Origin of the sequence: Pseudomonas sp. HMSC063H08 (assembly GCF_001813645.1) — a bacterium.
In the GTDB taxonomy this organism is placed as follows: Bacteria; Pseudomonadota; Gammaproteobacteria; order Pseudomonadales; family Pseudomonadaceae; genus Pseudomonas; species Pseudomonas aeruginosa.
The window spans coordinates 1-17,505 of record NZ_KV813411.1 but is presented as its reverse complement, the minus strand read 5'-3'; the positions used below and the strand labels follow the sequence as shown (position 1 = coordinate 17,505).

Genomic DNA, 17,505 nt, shown 5'->3' with positions numbered 1-17,505 from the left:
GCCTACGATTCGCCTCGCTGCCGGCGCAGCACTATCCAGGTACGGAATGACGTGGCATCCGTGGCTCAGCGGCTACCGCGGCGATGCCACAGATACAGGTAGGCGATCAGGTTGACCAGCAGAACGATGGCGCCAAGGATCCATTGCACCGTCGGGGTCAGGCCGGCGGGATAGATCAGCGGCAACAGGTAGTGCTCGACGAAGCCGCCGCTGTAGCCGGCGTCCCCGGCGGCCCGGCGCAGACGATTCTCCAGCGGGGTCAGCGGACAGGGTAGGCCGAGGAACTCAACGGCGCAGCCCCAGGCCACCGCCGGCAGGTGCAGCCAGGCCAGGCGTGGCCAACGCAACGGCAGCAGGCCGCCGAACAGGACGAACAGGATGAAGCCCAGGTGCAGCCAGACCAGGGCATCGGCGGCCAGGCGATAGCTCATTCGGCTCTCCCTCGTGGCGTTGGAGGGATAACGCCACCGCTACAGGGGCCGGCGGATAACCGCCTTGCGGTTACTCGCCCATGGTTTGGCCATCCATAAAGAAAAAGCCGGCGAATGCCGGCCATTTCAAGCGCTACGCGTGGGCTTCGGCGCTCAGGCCTGAGCCAGCTCCGCATCGTGTGCGATCAGGGCGACCAGCGCGTTCTGCTGACGGTGGGTCAGCTGGCGGAAACGCTGCAGCAGCTCGCGCTCGTGCAGGCTGAGTTCCGGGCTGTCCAGGCGAACACCGAGATTGTCTTGCAGCGCCCCTTCCTGGAGCAGGCTCTGCTCGAGTCGGGCGATGATCTCGGAGTTCATGCTGCGGTGATGGCTGCGAGCGACTTCTGCGATCTGCTCACGCATGCCCTCGGGCAGACGAACGACGAATTTGTCAGCGGTACGGCTGGAGTAGGTAGGAGTTGCCTGTTTCAGTGGGCGCATACATTGAACCTGTAGAGTCAGGGAAAAGCGGTGCCGAGGAAGCGTTCATTGTTCTCGGGCCTATGACCACGATTTCCGCCAGCCGTTCAGTCTGTTATTTCGGAAACAACAATTAGTTGACGTCAATTGTGCGTTGCGTGACGGCGTTTTGCCAGTACCAGCTATCTGAAATGCGAGCGATTCAACAAAAGCCTAGTTTTTTACTGGGGTTAGATGATGGCCTTCTGACCACCGGTCGTTCAATGGATTGTCACTCGACTGTCATCGTCACTTCACCGGTCTGACACAGTCTCCTCCTATCTTGGTCTACACCAGATGGCGCCGCTGGCGTCTTCGTGCAACCGATTGGAGGGGAGAACGATGAGCGCGGTGATCCGTGTCGACAGCCTGAACAAGACCTTTGCCCGCAAGCAGGCGCTTTTCAACCTGAAGCTGGAGATCCAGGCGGGCGAGATGGTGGCGTTGATCGGTGCATCCGGCTCCGGCAAATCCACGCTCCTGCGTCACGTCGCCGGGCTCGCCCGCTGCGACCGCGACAACGGCGGCAGCATCGACGTGCTGGGTCGCCGCCTGCAGGCGTCCGGCCGCCTGAGCGGCGAAGTGCGCCGCCTGCGCGCCGACATCGGCTACATCTTCCAGCAGTTCAACCTGGTCAACCGCCTCAGCGTGCTGGACAACGTCCTGCTCGGCTTCCTCGGTCGCATGCCGCGCTGGCGCGGTTCGCTGGGGCTGTTCAGCGCCGAGCAGAAGCGCCAGGCCCTGGAAGCGCTGGCGCGGGTCGGCCTGGCCGATTTCGCCGGGCAGCGCGCCTCGACCCTCTCCGGCGGCCAGCAGCAGCGCGTAGCCATCGCCCGCGCCCTGACCCAGAAGGCCGAGGTGATTCTCGCCGACGAACCGATCGCCTCGCTCGACCCGGAGTCGGCGCGCAAGGTGATGGACATCCTCGCCGACATCAACCGCCACGACGGCAAGACCGTGGTGGTGACCCTGCATCAGGTCGACTACGCGTTGCGCTATTGCCCGCGCGCGGTGGCCCTGAAGGGCGGCCGGATCCTCTTCGACGGCAGCAGCGAGCACCTTTCCGAAGGCTTCCTCAACGAACTCTACGGCGCCGAAGGGGATACCCCGCTGCTGTTTTCCGACCGTGCCCGGCGCGGGGCGGAGAGCCAGCCGGAACTGACCCTCGCGCGCGCCTGACGTCATTCGAACCGCATAAAAACCCGCCAAACCCTGCCCAGGAGTTCTCTCCATGTTGAAACGCTTCAGTCGTGTGCTCGCGGCTTCCGCCCTGCTCGCCGGCTCCCTTGCCGGGATGGCGCACGCCGACCAGCCGGTGATCAATTTCGGGATCATCTCCACCGAGTCGTCGCAGAACCTCAAGAGCATCTGGGAGCCCTTCCTCAAGGACATGAGCCAGCAGACCGGCTACCAGGTGAAGGCCTTCTTCGCCCCCGACTACGCCGGGATCATCCAGGGCATGCGTTTCGACAAGGTCGACATCGCCTGGTACGGCAACAAGGCCGCCATGGAAGCGGTGGATCGCGCCCACGGCGAGATCTTCGCCCAGACCGTCGCCGCCAGCGGCGCGCCGGGCTACTGGAGCCTGCTGATCGCCAACAAGGACAGCAAGATCGACAGCGTCGAGGACATGCTGGCGAACGCCAAGAGCCTGACCTTCGGCAACGGCGATCCGAACTCCACGTCCGGCTACCTGGTGCCCGGCTACTACGTGTTCGCCAAGAACAACGTCGATCCGGTCAAGGCCTTCAAGCGCACCCTCAACTCCAGCCATGAGGTCAACGCCCTGGCGGTGGCCAACAAGCAGGTCGACGTCGCCACCTTCAATACCGAGGGCATGGAGCGCCTGGAACTGACCCAGCCGGAGAAGGCCAGGCAGCTCAAGGTGATCTGGAAGTCGCCGCTGATCCCGGGCGACCCGCTGGTGTGGCGCAACAACCTGAGCGACGAGCAGAAGAACAAGCTGCGTGACTTCTTCTTCAAGTACGGCGCCAACGCCGAGCAGAAGAAGGTCCTCGCCGACCTGCAATGGTCGAAGTTCCAGCCCTCCGACGACGACCAGTTGCTGCCGATCCGCCAGCTCGAGCTGTTCAAGCAGCGCACCGACGTGGCGAACAACGCCAACCTCGGCGCCGAGGAGAAGGCCGCCAAGCTGAAGGCCCTCGACGAGGAGCTGGCCAAGCTGGAGAAACGCATGGCCGAGCGCGAGCAGAAGACCGCCGCCAACGCCGGCTGATCCACCCCGGGCGCGGCCGGCGCCGCGCCCCACCCGATTCGCCAATACCGCTGTCGAGATTCCCGATATGAGCACTCTGAGCACCACCGCCGCGGCGGCCGCCACCGGCAAGCCATCCTGGGGACGCCTAGTCGGCTGGGGCCTGTTCCTCGCCATCCTCGCCTGGTCCTGGAAGGGCGCGGAAATGAACCCGGCCGTGCTGTTCCGCGACGCCGGCAACATGGCGACCTTCGCCGCCGACTTCTTCCCGCCGGACTTCGGCAACTGGAAGCTCTACCTCAGCGAGATGCTGGTCACCGTGCAGATCGCCCTCTGGGGCACGGTGCTGGCCATCGTCTGCGCCATCCCGCTGTCGATCCTGGCCTCCGAGAACATCGTGCCCTGGTGGGTCTACCAGCCGGTGCGGCGGGTGATGGATGCCTGCCGTTCGATCAACGAGATGGTCTTCGCCATGCTCTTCGTGGTCGCCGTCGGCCTGGGCCCGTTCGCCGGCGTGCTGGCGCTGTTCATCAGCACCACCGGGGTGCTCGCCAAGCTCTTCGCCGAGGCGGTCGAGGCGATCGACCCCGGTCCGGTCGAAGGCGTCCGCGCCACCGGTGCCAGCGCCCTGCAGGAGGTCATATTCGGGGTCATCCCGCAGGTCCTGCCGCTGTGGATCTCCTATTCGCTGTACCGCTTCGAGTCCAACGTGCGTTCCGCCACCGTGGTCGGGATGGTCGGCGCCGGCGGCATCGGCGTGATCCTCTGGGAGGCCATCCGCGGCTTCCAGTTCGGCCAGACCTGCGCCGTGCTGATCGTGATCATCGTGGTGGTGAGCCTGATCGACGTTCTGTCACAACGCCTGCGCAAGCTGTTCATCTGACGACGTGAGGAGGGCGCCTGGTGCGCCCTTTCCAAACCATGCACTTGTCTAGACAAAGCGAACCGCTGTACCGCGAACTGGCCGAACGGCTGCGCCAGGAACTGCTGGCCTACCGCCCCGGCGACTACCTGCCCGGCGAGATCCAGCTGGCCCAGCGCTTCGCGGTGAACCGCCATACCCTGCGCCGGGCGCTCGACGAACTGGTGCTCGAAGGCCGCGTGCTGCGGCGCCAGGGCAAGGGCACCCAGGTCCTGGAGGCGCCGACGATCTACCCGATGGGCGCCGCCAACGCGTACACCGAGTCGCTCTCGGCCCAGGGCCACCGGGTCGAGGCTCGGCTGCTGGAGGCGCGCCAGCGTCCGGCCGGCGCCGCCGAGGCCACCCACCTGGGGATCGGCGAGGGCGGGCGGGTGCTGGAACTGACCACCCTGCGTTACCTCGACGGCCAGCCGGTGAGCCTGATCCGCCATTGCTACGCCGTTTCCCGCAGCGAGCTGCTCGCCGACTACCAGGGCGGTTCGCTGCGTCGCTACCTGGCCGACAAAGGCCTGCCGCTGACCCGCACCTACAGCCTGATCGGTGCGCGCCTGCCCAACCGCGAGGAGGCGGCGCGCCTGCTGATGCCCCGCCATGCGCCGTTGCTCACCGTCCTCACCCTGTCCCGCGACCGTACCGGCCAACCGGTGGAACTGGCCCAGTCGATCAGCCGCGCCGATCGCTTCCAGTACCAGGTCGCCCCCTAGGAGAAGCCCATGACCGCCTTGCATTCCGATCCCACCATCGCCGCACGACAGCGCTGGATGGGCGTGCTCGCCCGCGCCCGTCGCGAGGAGCTGGACGCCCATGCGGACGCCCTGCGCGATGCCGACTATCACCTGCTGCGCGCCGCCGAGACCGGCATGACCCTGGTGCGCGGACGCATGGGTGGCACCGGCAGCCCGTTCAACCTCGGCGAGATGACCGTGACCCGCTGCGTGGTCCGCCTCGCTGACGGACGTACCGGCTACAGCTATGTCGCCGGGCGCGACAAGCGCCACGCCGAACTGGCCGCCCTGGCCGACGCGCACCTGCAGGGCGCCGATGCGGCGGCCTGGCAGGCGCGCCTGATCGAACCGCTGGCCCGTACCCAGGCCGAGCTCCGTGCCGCCCAGGAGGCGGAAATCGCCACTACCAAGGTGGAGTTCTTCACCTTGGTCCGAGGAGAAGATTGATGACCAGCGCTTCGCTTCCCAGCCCGGCGGATACCGCCGCGCTATTGCAACCGGCGTTCCAGGACCCGGTCCTGGACGCCCAGCGGAGTTTCCGCGCGGCGCTCAAGGCCCTCGCCGAACCGGGGCTGGTACGCAACCTCGACCGCGCACCGGCGCTGGCCGCGTTGCAACCGGCCAGCTACGCGCTGTGCCTGAGCTTCCTCGACTCCGACACCCCGCTGTGGCTGGCGCCGGGTCTCGACAGCCCGACGTTGCGCGCCAACCTGGCCTTCCATTGCGGCTGCCCGATCGTCGCCGAGCGCGAGCAGGCGCTGTTCGCCTTGCTCGACGAAGGCGAGCTGGACGACCTGAGCGGCTTCGACAGCGGCAGCGACCGTTATCCGGACCAGTCCTGCACCCTGCTGATCCAGCTTGCCGGCCTCGATGGCGGCGCCTCGCTGGAGTGGCGCGGACCGGGTATCGCCGAGGTGCGCCAGGTGGCGTTGCCGGTGAGCGCCGGGTTCTGGGCGCAGCGCGCCGCACGCACCGAATTCCCCAGGGGCCTGGATGCCTTCTTCGCCGCCGGCGAGCGCATCCTCGGCCTGCCACGCAGTACCCGGGTCAGCGAACCCGTCGAGGAGGTGGCCTGATGTACGTAGCCGTCAAGGGTGGCGAGAAGGCCATCGACAACGCCCATCGCCTGCTGGCGCGCAAGCGCCGCGGCGATACCGCGCTGCCGGAGCTGTCGGTGGAGCAGATCCGCCAGCAGATGCCGCTGGCCGTGTCGCGGGTGATGACCGAAGGTTCGCTGTACGACGAGCAACTGGCGGCACTGGCGATCAAGCAGGCGGCCGGCGACCTGATGGAAGCGATCTTCCTTCTCCGCGCCTACCGCACCACGCTGCCGCGCTTCGCCGCCAGCCTGCCGCTGGACACCGCCGGGATGCGCCTGCAACGGCGGATCTCGGCGACCTACAAGGACCTGCCGGGCGGGCAACTGCTCGGTCCGACCTTCGACTATACCCATCGCCTGCTCGACTTCAGCCTGCTCGCCGAGGGCGACTACCCCGGCCCCGAAGTGGAGCGGGGCGCGTCCCTGGAGCCTTGTCCGCGCGTGCTCGGCCTGCTCGACCGGGAAGGCCTGATGACGCCGGAGTACGAACTGCCCGGCGCGGTGCCGGATATCACCCGCGAGCCGCTCGACTTCCCCACCGGCCGCGCCCAGCGCCTGCAGGCCTTGGCACGCGGCGACGAGGGCTTCCTTCTCGCCCTGGGCTATTCGACCCAGCGCGGCTACGGCCGCAACCATCCGTTCGCCGGGGAGATCCGCATCGGCGCCTGCGAGGTCTGGCTGGAGCCCGAGGAACTGGGCTTCGCGGTGCCGGTGGGCGAGATCGAGGTCACCGAGTGCGAGATGGTCAACCAGTTCGTCGGTTCCCGCGAGGAGCTGCCGCAATTCACCCGTGGCTACGGCCTGGCCTTCGGCTACGCCGAGCGCAAGGCGATGGGCATGGCCCTGGTCGACCGCGCCCTGCGCGCCGAGGAATACGGCGAGGAGGTGGTGTCGCCGGCGCAGCAGGAAGAGTTCGTCCTGATGCACTGCGACAACGTCGAGGCCGGTGGCTTCGTCTCGCACCTGAAGCTGCCGCACTACGTCGATTTCCAGTCCGAGCTGGAGCTGATTCGCAAGCTGCGTCGTCCCGGCGTCGCCGAATCCGCGCAACCCACTGTCCAGGAGAAGCGCGCATGAGCCTTTCCCCGCAAGCCAGCGCCGCGCCGGAGCAGGGCTACAACTTCGCCTACCTCGACGAGCAGACCAAGCGCATGATCCGCCGCGGCCTGCTCAAGGCGGTGGCGATCCCCGGCTACCAGGTGCCCTTCGGCGGCCGCGAGATGCCGCTGCCCTACGGCTGGGGCACCGGCGGCATGCAGGTGACCGCGGCCATCCTCGGTGCCGACGACGTGCTCAAGGTGATCGACCAGGGCGCCGACGATACCACCAACGCGGTATCCATCCGGCGTTTCTTTGCCCGTACCGCCGGGGTCGCCACCACCGAACGGACCCCGGAGGCGACGGTGATCCAGACCCGCCACCGGATACCGGAAACCGCCCTGAGCGGCGAGCAGATCATGGTCTACCAGGTGCCGATCCCCGAGCCGCTGCGCTTCATCGAGCCTTCCGAGGCGGAGACCCGGACCATGCATGCGCTCAACGACTATGGGGTGATGCACGTGAAGCTCTACGAGGACATCGCCACCTTCGGCCACATCGCCACCAGCTATGCCTACCCGGTGACGGTGGACGAGCGCTACGTGATGGATCCCTCGCCGATTCCCAAGTTCGACAACCCCAAGCTGGACATGAACCCGGCGCTGATGCTGTTCGGCGCCGGTCGCGAGAAGCGCCTGTACGCGGTGCCGCCGTTCACCCGGGTGGCGAGCCTGGATTTCGAGGACCACCCCTTCGAGGTCCAGCGCTGGGAGGAAAGCTGCGCCTTCTGCGGCAGCCACGAGTCCTACCTGGACGAACTGATCGTCGACGACCGTGGCGGCAAGCGCTTCGTCTGTTCCGACACCGATTACTGCACGCAGCGGCGTGCCCGCCAGGAAGAAGGGGAGGACGCGCAATGAACGCGGTCTGCGAATCCATCGATGCGAGCCTCGACGCGCGCGACCGGCCGCTGCTCTCGGTGCGCGGCCTGACCCGCCTGTACGGGCCGGAAAAGGGCTGCCAGGAGGTCGACTTCGATCTCTACCCCGGCGAAGTGCTGGGCATCGTCGGCGAGTCCGGCTCGGGCAAGTCGACCCTGCTCTCGCTGCTCTCCGGGCGCTGCCCGCCGGACGCCGGCACGGTCGCCTACCGCGACGACGGCGACCGCTGGCTGGACCTCTACGCCGCCAGCGAAGCCGAGCGGCGCACCCTGCTGCGCACCGAGTGGGGCTTCGTCGAGCAGAACCCGCGCGACGGCCTGCGCATGGGCGTGTCCGCCGGCGCCAACATCGGCGAACGGCTGATGGCCCAGGGCGTGCGCCACTACGGTCGGCTGCGCCAGGCCGGGCTGGACTGGCTGGAACAGGTGGAGATCGATCCGCTGCGCATCGACGACCTGCCGCGAACCTTTTCCGGCGGCATGCAGCAGCGCCTGCAGATCGCCCGCAACCTGGTCTCGGCGCCACGCCTGGTGTTCATGGACGAACCCACCGGCGGCCTCGACGTGTCGGTGCAGGCGCGCCTGCTCGACCTGCTGCGCGGCCTGGTGCGCGAGCTGGACCTGGCGGTGGTGATCGTCACCCACGACCTGGCGGTGGCGCGCCTGCTCGCCGACCGCCTGATGGTCATGCGCCGTTCGCGGGTGGTGGAAGCCGGTCTCACCGACCAGATTCTCGACGACCCGCAGCATCCGTACACGCAATTGCTGGTGTCGTCGGTCCTGCAACCCTGAGCCGAAGCGTCGGCGCCGGTCCGCGCGACGGGCGCCCGGAGAAGTAGCGATGAACAACCTGATCGAGGTCCGCGACCTCAGCAAGACCTTCACCCTGCACCAGCAACAGGGCGTAGTGCTCAATGTGCTGCGCGGGCTCAACTTCAATGTCGCCGGCGGCGAATGCCTGGTGCTCCACGGACGCTCCGGCGCCGGCAAGAGCACCCTGCTGCGCACGCTCTACGGCAACTACCTGCCGGCCGGCGGCAGCATCCGCCTGCGCCACGCCGGCGACTGGCTGGAACTGGTCGGCGCCGAGCCTCGCGAGGTGCTCGCCGTGCGTCGCCAGACCCTCGGCTACGTCAGCCAGTTCCTGCGGGTGATCCCGCGGGTGGCGACCCTCGACGTGGTCATGGAGCCGGCCCTGGCCCGTGGCTGGAGCCGCGACAGCGCCGAACTGCGGGCGCGCAGCCTGCTGGCCCGGCTGAACATCCCGGAACGCCTCTGGCAACTGGCGCCGGGTACCTTTTCCGGCGGCGAGCAGCAACGCGTCAACATTGCCCGCGGCTTCATGGTCGAGTGGCCGATCCTGCTGCTCGACGAGCCGACCGCGTCCCTCGACGAAGCCAACCGCCAGGTAGTGCTGGAACTGATCGGCGAAGCCAAGGGCGCCGGCGCCGCGTTGATCGGCATCTTCCACGACCGCGCCGCCCGCGAGGCGGTGGCCAGCCGCTACCTGGACATGAGCCAGGAGCTTTCCCGCCAGGAGCAAGCCCATGTCGTCTGAACGCGTTCTCAGCAATGCCCGGGTAGTCAGCGCCGAGCGGGTCTTCGTCGGCAGCGTGCTGCTGCGCGACGGCCTGATCGCCGCGGTCGACGAAGGCCGCAGCCACCTGGCCGGGGCCGAGGACCTGGGGGGCGACTACCTGCTGCCCGGCCTGGTCGAGCTGCACACCGACAACCTGGAGAAGCACATGACCCCGCGTCCCGGCGTCGACTGGCCGTCGGCCTCGGCGGTGCTGGCGCACGACGCGCAGATCGTCGCCGCGGGGATCACCACGGTGTTCGACGCGCTGTCCATCGGCGACGTCAACCCCAAGGGCAAGCGCATGCAGCAGTTGCCGAAGATGCTCGAGGCCATCGGCGAGGCCGCCGCCAGCGGCGACGCGCGCGCCGACCATCGCCTGCACCTGCGTTGCGAGGTCAGCCATCCGCAGACGCTGGAGGTGTTCCGCGAACTGGTCGAGCATCCGCTGGTGCAACTGGTCTCGGTGATGGACCACGCCCCCGGCCAGCGCCAGTTCGCCAGGCTGGAGAAGTACCGCGAGTACTACCAGGGCAAGTACCACCTGAGCGATGCCGAGATGGACGCCTTCATCGTCGAGCAGGTAGCCAACTCCGAGCGCTACAGCGACGCCGCCCGTGCGGCCATCGTCGATGTCTGCCAGGGACGCGGCCTGTCGGTGGCCAGCCATGACGACGCGACCCTCGCGCATGTCCGCGAGTCGGCCGGCTACGGCATGGCCATCGCCGAGTTCCCGACCACCGTGGAGGCCGCCAGGGCCAGCCACGAGCATGGCCTGCAGGTGCTGATGGGCGCGCCCAACGTGGTCCGCGGCGGTTCCCACTCGGGCAACGTGGCGGCGGCGCAACTGGCGGGAATCGGCGTGCTGGATATCCTTTCCAGCGACTACTATCCGGCCAGCCTGCTGCATGCGGCCTTGCTGCTCGCCGGCGAGCACAGCGAGTATGATGCGATCCGCTACGACCTGCCGCGCGCGGTGGCGATGGTCAGCCGTACCCCGGCGCTGGCCGCCGGGCTGACCGATCGTGGCGAAATCCGCGTCGGCCTGCGCGCCGATCTGCTGCAGGCGCGGGCGCTCGGCAACAACCAGCCGGTGGTGCGCCAGGTCTGGCGCGGCGGGCAGAGAGTGTTCTGATGACAGGCAGACTGATTTATCTGATGGGGCCTTCCGGCTCGGGCAAGGACAGCCTGTTGCAGGCCGCGCGCGAGCCCCTGGCGCTGCGCGGCTGCCGTATCGTGCGGCGGGTGATCACGCGCTCCGCGGAAGCGGTGGGGGAGGACGCCCAGGCGGTGACCCCGGCGCAGTTCGACACCCTCGAGCGGGCCTCGGCGTTCGCCATGAGCTGGCGCGCCAACGGCCTTTGCTATGGCATTCCGGTGCAGATCGACGAGTGGCTGGCGCAGGGCTACGACGTGCTGGTGAACGGCTCGCGCGGCTACCTGGCGCAGGCCCGCCGGCGCTATCCGGATCTGCTCGCGGTCCTGCTCGGGGTGAAACCCGAGGTGCTGCGCCAGCGCCTGCTGGCGCGCGGCCGGGAAAGCCCCGAGGAAATCGAGGCGCGCCTGGCGCGCAACGCCGAGTTCGCCGCCGGCCTGGAGGGCCCGCTGTTCCAACTGGACAACTCCGGTGACCTCGACGACACGCTACGCAGCCTCCTGGCCCGTCTCGGCAGCGACCGCGCATGCGCCTGACCCTGCTCGGCACCGGCGACGCCCGCCAGGTGCCGGTCTACGGTTGCGATTGCCCGGCCTGTCGCAACGCCCGCGCCGACGCCGGCCTGCGTCGCCGTCCCTGTAGCGCGCTGCTGGAGTGCGCCGGCCAGCGCTGGCTGATCGACAGCGGCCTGGTCGATCTCTGCGAGCGCTTCCCGCCCCATAGCCTCGACGGCATCCTCCAGACCCATTACCACGCCGACCACGCCCAAGGCCTGCTGCACCTGCGCTGGGGCCAGGGCCTGGTGATCCCGGTGCATGGCCCGGCCGACCCGGAGGGCCTCGCCGACCTCTACAAGCATCCGGGCATCCTCGATTTCAGCCAGCCCTTCGGCGCCTTCGAGCGGCGCCAGTGGGGCGCGCTGGCGGCGACCGCGCTACCGCTGGTCCACTCGAAGCCGACCTTCGGCTACTTGCTGGAGGGGGCTTCCGAGGAGGGAACGATACGGCGTCTGGCCTACCTCACCGATACCGTCGGGCTGCCGGCGGACAGCGCCTCGCGATTGCTCGCGGCGCCGCTGGACCTGCTGGTGCTGGACTGCTCGATGCCGCCGCAGGAGCGGCCGCCGCGCAACCACAACGACCTGACGCGGGCACTGGAGTGCATCGAATCGCTGCGTCCCCGGCGGGCCGTGTTGACTCACGTCGGGCATGCGCTGGACGCCTGGCTGCTGGACCACCCCGCTGCGTTGCCCGAGGGGGTGGAACTGGCACACGACGGCATGTGCCTGCCGCTGTGAGCGACGCTGTAGCGCCCGGCAAGGCGTTGTGGGCGAAATCAGTCCAGGCTGGGATCGAAGCGGATTCGCCGACCTACCACCAGCGCAAACAGCAGCCAGGCGCCGGATATGCCCAGCAGTCCCCAGGCGCACCAGGCGAGGAGGGTGGCATCGGGCGGCAGGCTCAGCGCCAGGATCGCGCTGGCGATCACCACGAACAGAAGAATGACGGCGGATCGTGACATGGTTTCACTCCCGGAGCCCTCTCCGTCGGGCTCGCTGTTCCTTGTGCCGGCTCAGTGGCGCCGAGGTTCCGTGGCGCCCTTGTCGCTCAGCGGAAGCCTCGCTGGATATTCTTCTCCTCCGCGCTCTATCAGCCAGAGCAGCCCGTAGACGCCGACCGAAAGGGCCAGGGCGGTCAGCGGCAAAGCCAGGATCCACATGTTCGTTCTCCCTTCCGCCCGCCAGCATCCCGGGGACCTGTGCGGCGGTGTAGCGTCGTTGGATGCCGGTCTCCCGGCGCTTGCTTCGTCAGAATGTCCAGGCCTGTTCGTCGGCCGCGCTTACCAGCGCCGTGCCGCGCTCGTCCTCGCCTACGGTGACGATGCGCGGGGATTCTTCGGGCGCCTGGATCACCAGTCGCTGCGCAGCGGGTGCCCACTGCGGCGTTGCGTTGCTGTCCAGCACTACCGGCCTTTCGCCGTGGCGTTCCTGCGTCCTGTCCTCGTCGCCCAGTGCGCTGTTCTGGAAGACTACGAGAGCCAGCAGGGAAAGAAGTCCGGTGCCGACCAGGTTGCGTGAGCTGCTCATGTTCACCTCCATTTCGTAGCTTTGCCAGGCAGATGGCCAAGGTTTGATCCTGAGGGTCTTGTAGCAGCGGTTGTGCCAACTTTTTCCTATAAAAAATCCTTTTAAATCAATGGTCTATATATGTGTATGGGGCTCTCTGACATGCACTTTGCACGGATTGGCATTTTGCCGGTTGCAAAATGCATGATGAGGTCAGCCCAGATGCAGCGCCAGGCTTACGCCGTGGCTGGTGAATCCCAGCGCGGCATAGAAGCGCTGCGCGGTTTCCCGGTCCTGGTGGCTGGAAAGCGCCAGTTTGTAGCAGCCCCAACTGCGCGCGCGCTCCACGGCCCGGCCGATCAGTTCGCGGCCTACGCCCTGGCCGCGGGCGTGGCGGTCGACCACCATGTCTTCGAGAATTGCCGAGCGGGCGAAATCGTGCGCCAGGTGTTCGATCAGATGCAGGGTGCAGGTGCCGAGCAGGCGCTCGCCGCGCTCGGCCACCAGGGTGACCCGGTCGCCGCGCGGTCGTTGCAGTTGGATGGCCAGCAACGCCGGGTCCGGGCGCGGATCGGCGCTACCTAGTTGCTGTAGCAGCAACGACAGGCGCGGCGCGTCGTGCTCGCTGGCGATCCGCACATCGAAGCTGGCGAAGGGGGAGTCCGGTATCCGCGGCTGGCGCGGGGCGTCCGGCAGGTCCTGTGCGGCGGGAATGGCGACGGTCTGGTTCATGCTGCACCTCCAGGGTTGCGGAAAATTATGCGCAGCCTTGGTGGCAGTGGCATGACAAACGCTTTCTCTGCCGTTAACATGCCGCCCCGTCAGCGCATCGTGCATTGCGCCGCTGGACTCCGATGGAGATGGTCTTTCTGTCGAAAGCCGGCATGGCAAAAAGCACCGGCGCGATTCGTCCTCGTAGTTTAATGGATAGAACGGCCCCCTCCTAAGGGGTCGGTACAGGTTCGATTCCTGTCGGGGACGCCACCTTCTTTCTTTACCTTGCCTCCCTCCAGGCGCCATGCCTGCGCTGTCCGGCCTGCCGGCATGGCAGGCCGGCGTCGCCTGGGCAATACTGTGGAAACATGGTTTGCCGACGACCGACGGGAGGGCGGGCATGTCTGCCAATCGGGTGAATATTCGCCTGGCCCGGGTGGAGGACGCAGAGATGATCGGCGCGTTCGTACGCCGGCTGACTCGCGAGCATGTTGCCCGTGATTTCCCTCCACAGGGGCGGCGTTTCCTTCAGCGAGCCCTTGGCACTCCGCGAATCCTGGAGGGTATGCGTGGAACCTGCCGCTATTTCGTCGCCGAGGAGCGGGGGAAAATGCTTGGCGTCGTCGCCACTCGCGACGACCATCATCTGCTCATGCTATTCGTCGCGGAAGAGGCCCAGGGCCAGGGGCTGGCGCGTGCCCTCTGGGCACGTGCGCGCGAGGCTTGTCTCGAGGCGGGATATTCGGGTGTCTTCACTGTCAGCGCGGCGCTGGGGGCTGTGCCGGTCTACCAGAGGTTCGGTTTCGTGGCGAGCGGTCCGGTGACCACCGAGCACGGTGTGACGCGTCTGCCGATGACGACCCGGTGAGGACATCCTCCCAGCAGGCGTCGGCTAGCTGCCTTCCGGCGCCGCGAGGGTGGCCGACACGGAGCCTGCGGTCGTTGTCGTTTCGTGCCATACGCCCTTTGGCACCAGAAGCCAGTCGCCCGGAAACAGGTTATAGGTTCGCATCCGCGTCGGCGCCTCGAGCTCCCGCCCGTCGTAGATGACGTGGCGCTCGCCATTGGGCAGGACGCAGTTGTGGCTTGGCTGTTCCACCGCGGGCTTGTCGCCCAGCCTCCAGGTCTTGCAGCCGAACAGTTGCACGATCCATACGGTACGAATGTCGAAATGCAGCGGCGCTCCGCATCCTGGCGGAGAGATATAGGCGTTGACCCGATCGATCACCGCCGCGCCGCAATCACGCGGCTTCAAGCGTTCGCGAAGCTCCACCACCGTGCGTTCCAGATTCATGTAGCAGCGCGTCCCGGCCGGTCTGTCCGGAGCTCCGCTTGCCGGCAGCGCTATTTCCAGGTGCGCGCCATCCGCCGCGCGCAGCATGACCTTGGCTGGGCTTTGGCTGAGCGCGACGACGAACAGGCGATCGGTCCGGGGATCGAGTACGCCCGGGTCGTGTCCATGGGAATGCACGATGTCCATCTTCTACAGGGCGCCCGCTTCGTCCTGGTTTTCCGTTCGAGGACGCGAATGGTCGACGATGTCCGGTTCCAGGGCACCGACTCCGAAGACGGCGAATACCGGTTCGCGCAGAGGGTCGAAGCCGAGCAGGTCCTCGAACAGTTCATCGCGCAGGGCAATGGTGGTGAAGGCGCCAAGGCCTAGCCATGACGCGGTGAGCAGAAGCGATTGCCCGCTGAAGCCGATCTCGGCCATCACGGCCCGGGCGACGCGCGAAAAGTCGTATTTCCAGGCCGTGCGCGGAAGGAACGCGGAGCAGAGAAAGATGACGGCGGCTTCCCGAACCCATTCCTGGTCTCCGCAGGCCTTGGCGATCCACTCGTGTGCATCCCCCGTCCACAGGCGCTCCAGGCCGTGGCGGCGAACGGAATAGTGGTAGATCCCTCTCTCGATGCCGTCGACGTTGAGGACGATCGGATAGACTTCGACCGGATGTAACGAGCCGCCGCTCGGCGAGGTCTTGCGGACGAACACGTCGCCGAGAGGGTTGGGTACGCTCTTGATCATGCCCCAGGCGAACTTGAGCAGGCTGGACAACTGGGCTTCGGTGAGGGGATGGTCCGCGTATCGGCGAGCCGTCCTCCTGTTCAGCATGGTTTTCGGGAACGAGGGTTCTCCTCTGGAGGCCGTCATGCGTGGTTCGCTCAATGGACTGAACGGTGCCGCCGGATATTCCATGAAGGCGGATGCCTGACGCGTGACGGCTGCCTTCTCGGCCAGGGCGGCATTGAACTCCGCGGGTGGGGCGAAGATCGTCTCCCTGCTCGTCCGTGTTGCGAGCAGGAAGCGCATGGCGTCGCCCCAGCCCGCACCAGGGGCGCGCAGGCGGGTTCCCCTCAGATCCTCGGCGCGCACCGTCAGCACATCGAGTTCCAGCAGATCGTGCAGAACGCCGATGGCTCTGTTGACAGACTCCGCCTCGCCTCCCTGCTCGAAGGCCCGGCTGACGAAATCGTCGGGTTCGATCCAGTCCATGAACAGATCCAGCAGCGGTATCGCCTCCCTGGAAAAGGCTTTGCTGGCGCCAGTGGCGCGGTTCTCGAGGACGATCTGATCGTCGAGCAGCGTTACTCCCACGCCGTCCGAGAGATGCAGGGCGTTGCCGCTGATCCGCAGGGTGGCTGGCTCATCCGTTTCAACCTGTCGCTTCTGCATTCGCTTTCTCCCGCTCGTGCCGGACCCGTCCGCGAATTTCGCCATCCAGTTCGGCGAGTTCTTCGGCAAGCCGCTCGACGATGATTCTTCCCTGTTCCGTCAGGTTGGCGTCTCCTTGCAGCATGGGGGTCGCCTTCAGGCAGCCGGACAGGATCAGTAACGCGCGGCCCCGGCATTCGGCCGCTTCCCGTCCATCCAGGTTTGCTCGGCGCCAGTAGTACTTGACCAGTAGGGCGTAGATGTAATGGGCATGCAGGAAGCCGAAGAGATCACGACGCGAGCCGGACCACGGCAGCACGTAGTTGGCCTCGAGCGGTGTCTGCGGGAGGGTCAGCCTGGTCATTTCTCCAAGTTGGTAAAGAACCTGATGTCCGGTTTCATGGACGATCGACTCTTCAAGATCGAGAAGTGATTCATCCATGTTGCCCAGGTAGACGATTCCGGAGTAGCGCGCCGCCGAGCAACTGCGAAATGCCGCATCCGGAAGGTAGCCGAAGATGCGCACGCACTCCTCGATCTGCGCATGCAATTCGGGCCAGGCCGTTTCGATGTTCTTCAGGGCGCTGCCGAGAAGGCCGGCTTGCATTCTCAACGGATGGCCGATGGTGCGTCCTTCTTCTCCGGAGGAGGAGGGGGCACGACTGAAATCATAGGTTGGCGGTGTCGCTTTCATGACATAGGGATGCAGATCCTCGCGCTGGAGTGCGATCGCGCTGCCGGGGACGTAGAGGTTGGCCTTGCCTGTGAGTCGACGCTCGACGTCCTGCAGTACCGAGGGAAGTTTCGATATATGGCGGATGAGTTCTTCCGTGCGCCTGTTGGCCGATGCGCGGAGGAAAAAACGCAGCCAGATCGAATAGACGGGATCATCGAAGACGAGCGTAGATCCTCCTTCCCCCTCCCGGAGATTGAGCAGCGGCTCGGGGAGGCCAGGCTCCTGTGCCGTCCTCAGCACTTCGTCGCATTGTTTCAGGGCATCGAGACCCAGCTGGGTACGCTGCGCAAGGATGGCCTTGCGCAGCGAGTGGAAAGCCCCGAGCCCCCTGTCGGGCTGGAATGCCGAGTTCCAGGGGCGGTCGGTGCCCGGACTCATTGAGACTCACCCTTCAGATTGGCTAGTTGTTTGCTTCCCTGTTGCTGTTGTTGGTCAAGGATAGCGGCCAAGCCTTGGAGGAACTGTCGACCTTTCTGCTGTTGCTGCTGGTCGAGCAACGCGGCGAGGTCCTGCAGGTTGCGGCCTCCCTGCTGTTGCTGCTGGTCGAGGATAGCGGCCAGGCCCTGGAGGAACTGCCGGCCCTTCTGCTGTTGCTGCTGGTCGAGCAGCGCGGCGAGGTCCTGCAGGTTGCGGCCTCCCTGCTGTTGCTGTTGGTCGAGGACCGCGGCCAGGTCCTGGAGGAGCTGTCGGCCCTTCTGCTGTTGTTGCTGGTCGAGCAGCGCGGCGAGGTCCTGCAG

The 17,505-nt window shown here is 66.7% G+C and carries 24 protein-coding genes and 1 tRNA gene; 16 read left to right on the top strand and 9 right to left on the bottom strand.

What is annotated here, in order from left to right; genetic code table 11:
• Positions 1–65: 65 nt before the first annotated feature.
• Positions 66–431 (bottom strand): DUF2784 domain-containing protein, encoded by a 366-nt coding sequence (locus HMPREF2924_RS09095; RefSeq protein WP_003109290.1) that lies wholly within the window; start codon positions 429–431, stop codon positions 66–68.
• Between the two features lie 153 nt (positions 432–584).
• On the bottom strand, positions 585–911 hold the full coding sequence (gene amrZ, locus HMPREF2924_RS09090; RefSeq protein ID WP_003091802.1) for a transcriptional regulator AmrZ: 327 nt from the start codon (positions 909–911) through the stop codon (positions 585–587).
• Positions 912–1,271: 360 nt separating this feature from the next.
• Here amrZ and phnC point away from each other — a divergent pair, with 360 nt between their 5' ends.
• From phnC to phnP, 13 genes are all read left to right on the top strand, one after another.
• Positions 1,272–2,108 carry a phosphonate ABC transporter ATP-binding protein gene (gene phnC / locus HMPREF2924_RS09085; RefSeq protein WP_003130253.1) on the top strand — a complete coding sequence of 279 codons (837 nt, stop codon included), beginning with the start codon at positions 1,272–1,274 and terminating at the stop codon, positions 2,106–2,108.
• Between the two features lie 52 nt (positions 2,109–2,160).
• Positions 2,161–3,165 carry a phosphonate ABC transporter substrate-binding protein gene (gene phnD / locus HMPREF2924_RS09080; protein ID WP_003091795.1) on the top strand — a complete coding sequence of 335 codons (1,005 nt, stop codon included), beginning with the start codon at positions 2,161–2,163 and terminating at the stop codon, positions 3,163–3,165.
• Between the two features lie 67 nt (positions 3,166–3,232).
• The gene (phnE, locus tag HMPREF2924_RS09075) at positions 3,233–4,027 is read left to right on the top strand and encodes a phosphonate ABC transporter, permease protein PhnE (protein ID WP_003091793.1); all 795 of its coding nucleotides are present in this window, start codon (positions 3,233–3,235) and stop codon (positions 4,025–4,027) included.
• Between the two features lie 20 nt (positions 4,028–4,047).
• Positions 4,048–4,770 carry a phosphonate metabolism transcriptional regulator PhnF gene (gene phnF / locus HMPREF2924_RS09070; protein ID WP_003091792.1) on the top strand — a complete coding sequence of 241 codons (723 nt, stop codon included), beginning with the start codon at positions 4,048–4,050 and terminating at the stop codon, positions 4,768–4,770.
• Positions 4,771–4,779: 9 nt separating this feature from the next.
• The gene (phnG, locus tag HMPREF2924_RS09065; protein WP_003130255.1) at positions 4,780–5,238 is read left to right on the top strand and encodes a phosphonate C-P lyase system protein PhnG; all 459 of its coding nucleotides are present in this window, start codon (positions 4,780–4,782) and stop codon (positions 5,236–5,238) included.
• A complete protein-coding gene (phnH, locus tag HMPREF2924_RS09060; RefSeq protein ID WP_003113122.1) occupies positions 5,238–5,867 on the top strand; it encodes a phosphonate C-P lyase system protein PhnH in 630 nt (209 codons plus the stop codon). Before phnG ends, phnH begins: the two co-directional genes overlap by 1 nt.
• Positions 5,867–6,967, top strand: coding sequence for a carbon-phosphorus lyase complex subunit (locus tag HMPREF2924_RS09055; RefSeq protein WP_003091786.1), 1,101 nt, complete (start codon positions 5,867–5,869; stop codon positions 6,965–6,967). Before phnH ends, HMPREF2924_RS09055 begins: the two co-directional genes overlap by 1 nt.
• Entirely contained in the window at positions 6,964–7,848 is an 885-nt protein-coding gene (locus HMPREF2924_RS09050; RefSeq protein ID WP_003091784.1) for an alpha-D-ribose 1-methylphosphonate 5-phosphate C-P-lyase PhnJ, read from the top strand. The genes HMPREF2924_RS09055 and HMPREF2924_RS09050 overlap by 4 nt, the downstream gene beginning before the upstream one ends.
• Positions 7,845–8,660: a phosphonate C-P lyase system protein PhnK gene (gene phnK / locus HMPREF2924_RS09045; RefSeq protein WP_003091781.1), complete on the top strand. Its 816-nt coding sequence runs from the start codon at positions 7,845–7,847 to the stop codon at positions 8,658–8,660. The genes HMPREF2924_RS09050 and phnK overlap by 4 nt, the downstream gene beginning before the upstream one ends.
• A gap of 49 nt (positions 8,661–8,709) precedes the next feature.
• Positions 8,710–9,426 (top strand): phosphonate C-P lyase system protein PhnL, encoded by a 717-nt coding sequence (phnL, locus tag HMPREF2924_RS09040; protein WP_003091778.1) that lies wholly within the window; start codon positions 8,710–8,712, stop codon positions 9,424–9,426.
• Positions 9,416–10,579, top strand: coding sequence for an alpha-D-ribose 1-methylphosphonate 5-triphosphate diphosphatase (locus HMPREF2924_RS09035; protein WP_003091776.1), 1,164 nt, complete (start codon positions 9,416–9,418; stop codon positions 10,577–10,579). The genes phnL and HMPREF2924_RS09035 overlap by 11 nt, the downstream gene beginning before the upstream one ends.
• The gene (gene phnN, locus HMPREF2924_RS09030; protein WP_003109293.1) at positions 10,579–11,136 is read left to right on the top strand and encodes a phosphonate metabolism protein/1,5-bisphosphokinase (PRPP-forming) PhnN; all 558 of its coding nucleotides are present in this window, start codon (positions 10,579–10,581) and stop codon (positions 11,134–11,136) included. Before HMPREF2924_RS09035 ends, phnN begins: the two co-directional genes overlap by 1 nt.
• Positions 11,127–11,897 (top strand): phosphonate metabolism protein PhnP, encoded by a 771-nt coding sequence (gene phnP, locus HMPREF2924_RS09025; RefSeq protein ID WP_003109294.1) that lies wholly within the window; start codon positions 11,127–11,129, stop codon positions 11,895–11,897. Before phnN ends, phnP begins: the two co-directional genes overlap by 10 nt.
• Positions 11,898–11,935: 38 nt before the next feature.
• Here the strand turns inward: phnP and HMPREF2924_RS09020 are convergent, their stop codons facing one another.
• The 4 genes from HMPREF2924_RS09020 to HMPREF2924_RS09005 form a co-directional block, all read right to left on the bottom strand.
• A complete protein-coding gene (locus HMPREF2924_RS09020; protein WP_003091768.1) occupies positions 11,936–12,121 on the bottom strand; it encodes a PA3371 family protein in 186 nt (61 codons plus the stop codon).
• Between the two features lie 51 nt (positions 12,122–12,172).
• Positions 12,173–12,319 (bottom strand): hypothetical protein, encoded by a 147-nt coding sequence (locus HMPREF2924_RS09015; RefSeq protein ID WP_003130258.1) that lies wholly within the window; start codon positions 12,317–12,319, stop codon positions 12,173–12,175.
• A gap of 88 nt (positions 12,320–12,407) precedes the next feature.
• Positions 12,408–12,686, bottom strand: a complete 279-nt coding sequence (locus HMPREF2924_RS09010) for a hypothetical protein (RefSeq protein ID WP_003130260.1) — start codon at positions 12,684–12,686, stop codon at positions 12,408–12,410.
• Positions 12,687–12,878: 192 nt separating this feature from the next.
• A complete protein-coding gene (locus HMPREF2924_RS09005) occupies positions 12,879–13,397 on the bottom strand; it encodes a GNAT family N-acetyltransferase (protein WP_003091762.1) in 519 nt (172 codons plus the stop codon).
• Positions 13,398–13,574: 177 nt separating this feature from the next.
• Here HMPREF2924_RS09005 and HMPREF2924_RS09000 point away from each other — a divergent pair.
• Positions 13,575–13,649 (top strand) — tRNA-Arg (locus HMPREF2924_RS09000).
• A gap of 130 nt (positions 13,650–13,779) precedes the next feature.
• Entirely contained in the window at positions 13,780–14,247 is a 468-nt protein-coding gene (locus HMPREF2924_RS08995; RefSeq protein ID WP_003130262.1) for a GNAT family N-acetyltransferase, read from the top strand.
• A 24-nt stretch (positions 14,248–14,271) separates the two neighbouring features.
• Here the strand turns inward: HMPREF2924_RS08995 and HMPREF2924_RS08990 are convergent, their stop codons facing one another.
• Genes HMPREF2924_RS08990 through HMPREF2924_RS08980 form a run of 3 tightly spaced genes read right to left on the bottom strand, consistent with a single transcriptional unit; the run spans position 14,272 to position 17,146 of the window.
• Entirely contained in the window at positions 14,272–14,859 is a 588-nt protein-coding gene (locus tag HMPREF2924_RS08990; protein WP_003130264.1) for a JmjC domain-containing protein, read from the bottom strand.
• A gap of 3 nt (positions 14,860–14,862) precedes the next feature.
• Complete coding sequence (locus tag HMPREF2924_RS08985; RefSeq protein ID WP_003130266.1) at positions 14,863–16,053, bottom strand: SagB/ThcOx family dehydrogenase; 1,191 nt, start codon at positions 16,051–16,053, stop codon at positions 14,863–14,865.
• Complete coding sequence (locus HMPREF2924_RS08980; RefSeq protein WP_003130268.1) at positions 16,034–17,146, bottom strand: aKG-HExxH-type peptide beta-hydroxylase; 1,113 nt, start codon at positions 17,144–17,146, stop codon at positions 16,034–16,036. The genes HMPREF2924_RS08985 and HMPREF2924_RS08980 overlap by 20 nt, the downstream gene beginning before the upstream one ends.
• Positions 17,147–17,172: 26 nt before the next feature.
• Between HMPREF2924_RS08980 and HMPREF2924_RS08975 the strand changes: the two genes are divergently transcribed.
• The coding region (locus HMPREF2924_RS08975; RefSeq protein ID WP_218189332.1) for a hypothetical protein at positions 17,173–17,505 on the top strand (333 nt) is incomplete at its 3' end.

Bases quoted from the DNA above. Each gene is read 5' to 3' on its own strand.
- phnN (WP_003109293.1), top strand. From the start codon at position 10,579: ATGACAGGCAGACTGATTTATCTGATGGGGCCTTCCGGCTCGGGCAAG.
- HMPREF2924_RS09035 (WP_003091776.1), top strand. From the start codon at position 9,416: ATGTCGTCTGAACGCGTTCTCAGCAATGCCCGGGTAGTCAGCGCCGAG.
- HMPREF2924_RS08980 (WP_003130268.1), bottom strand. From the start codon at position 17,146: ATGAGTCCGGGCACCGACCGCCCCTGGAACTCGGCATTCCAGCCCGAC.
- HMPREF2924_RS09010 (WP_003130260.1), bottom strand. From the start codon at position 12,686: ATGAGCAGCTCACGCAACCTGGTCGGCACCGGACTTCTTTCCCTGCTG.
- phnD (WP_003091795.1), top strand. From the start codon at position 2,161: ATGTTGAAACGCTTCAGTCGTGTGCTCGCGGCTTCCGCCCTGCTCGCC.
- HMPREF2924_RS09020 (WP_003091768.1), bottom strand. From the start codon at position 12,121: ATGTCACGATCCGCCGTCATTCTTCTGTTCGTGGTGATCGCCAGCGCG.
- phnH (WP_003113122.1), top strand. From the start codon at position 5,238: ATGACCAGCGCTTCGCTTCCCAGCCCGGCGGATACCGCCGCGCTATTG.
- HMPREF2924_RS08995 (WP_003130262.1), top strand. From the start codon at position 13,780: ATGTCTGCCAATCGGGTGAATATTCGCCTGGCCCGGGTGGAGGACGCA.
- phnP (WP_003109294.1), top strand. From the start codon at position 11,127: ATGCGCCTGACCCTGCTCGGCACCGGCGACGCCCGCCAGGTGCCGGTC.
- HMPREF2924_RS08990 (WP_003130264.1), bottom strand. From the start codon at position 14,859: ATGGACATCGTGCATTCCCATGGACACGACCCGGGCGTACTCGATCCC.
- phnC (WP_003130253.1), top strand. From the start codon at position 1,272: ATGAGCGCGGTGATCCGTGTCGACAGCCTGAACAAGACCTTTGCCCGC.
- HMPREF2924_RS09095 (WP_003109290.1), bottom strand. From the start codon at position 431: ATGAGCTATCGCCTGGCCGCCGATGCCCTGGTCTGGCTGCACCTGGGC.
- HMPREF2924_RS09015 (WP_003130258.1), bottom strand. From the start codon at position 12,319: ATGTGGATCCTGGCTTTGCCGCTGACCGCCCTGGCCCTTTCGGTCGGC.
- phnL (WP_003091778.1), top strand. From the start codon at position 8,710: ATGAACAACCTGATCGAGGTCCGCGACCTCAGCAAGACCTTCACCCTG.
- HMPREF2924_RS09005 (WP_003091762.1), bottom strand. From the start codon at position 13,397: ATGAACCAGACCGTCGCCATTCCCGCCGCACAGGACCTGCCGGACGCC.
- phnG (WP_003130255.1), top strand. From the start codon at position 4,780: ATGACCGCCTTGCATTCCGATCCCACCATCGCCGCACGACAGCGCTGG.
- HMPREF2924_RS09055 (WP_003091786.1), top strand. From the start codon at position 5,867: ATGTACGTAGCCGTCAAGGGTGGCGAGAAGGCCATCGACAACGCCCAT.
- phnE (WP_003091793.1), top strand. From the start codon at position 3,233: ATGAGCACTCTGAGCACCACCGCCGCGGCGGCCGCCACCGGCAAGCCA.
- phnK (WP_003091781.1), top strand. From the start codon at position 7,845: ATGAACGCGGTCTGCGAATCCATCGATGCGAGCCTCGACGCGCGCGAC.
- amrZ (WP_003091802.1), bottom strand. From the start codon at position 911: ATGCGCCCACTGAAACAGGCAACTCCTACCTACTCCAGCCGTACCGCT.
- HMPREF2924_RS09050 (WP_003091784.1), top strand. From the start codon at position 6,964: ATGAGCCTTTCCCCGCAAGCCAGCGCCGCGCCGGAGCAGGGCTACAAC.
- HMPREF2924_RS08985 (WP_003130266.1), bottom strand. From the start codon at position 16,053: ATGCAGAAGCGACAGGTTGAAACGGATGAGCCAGCCACCCTGCGGATC.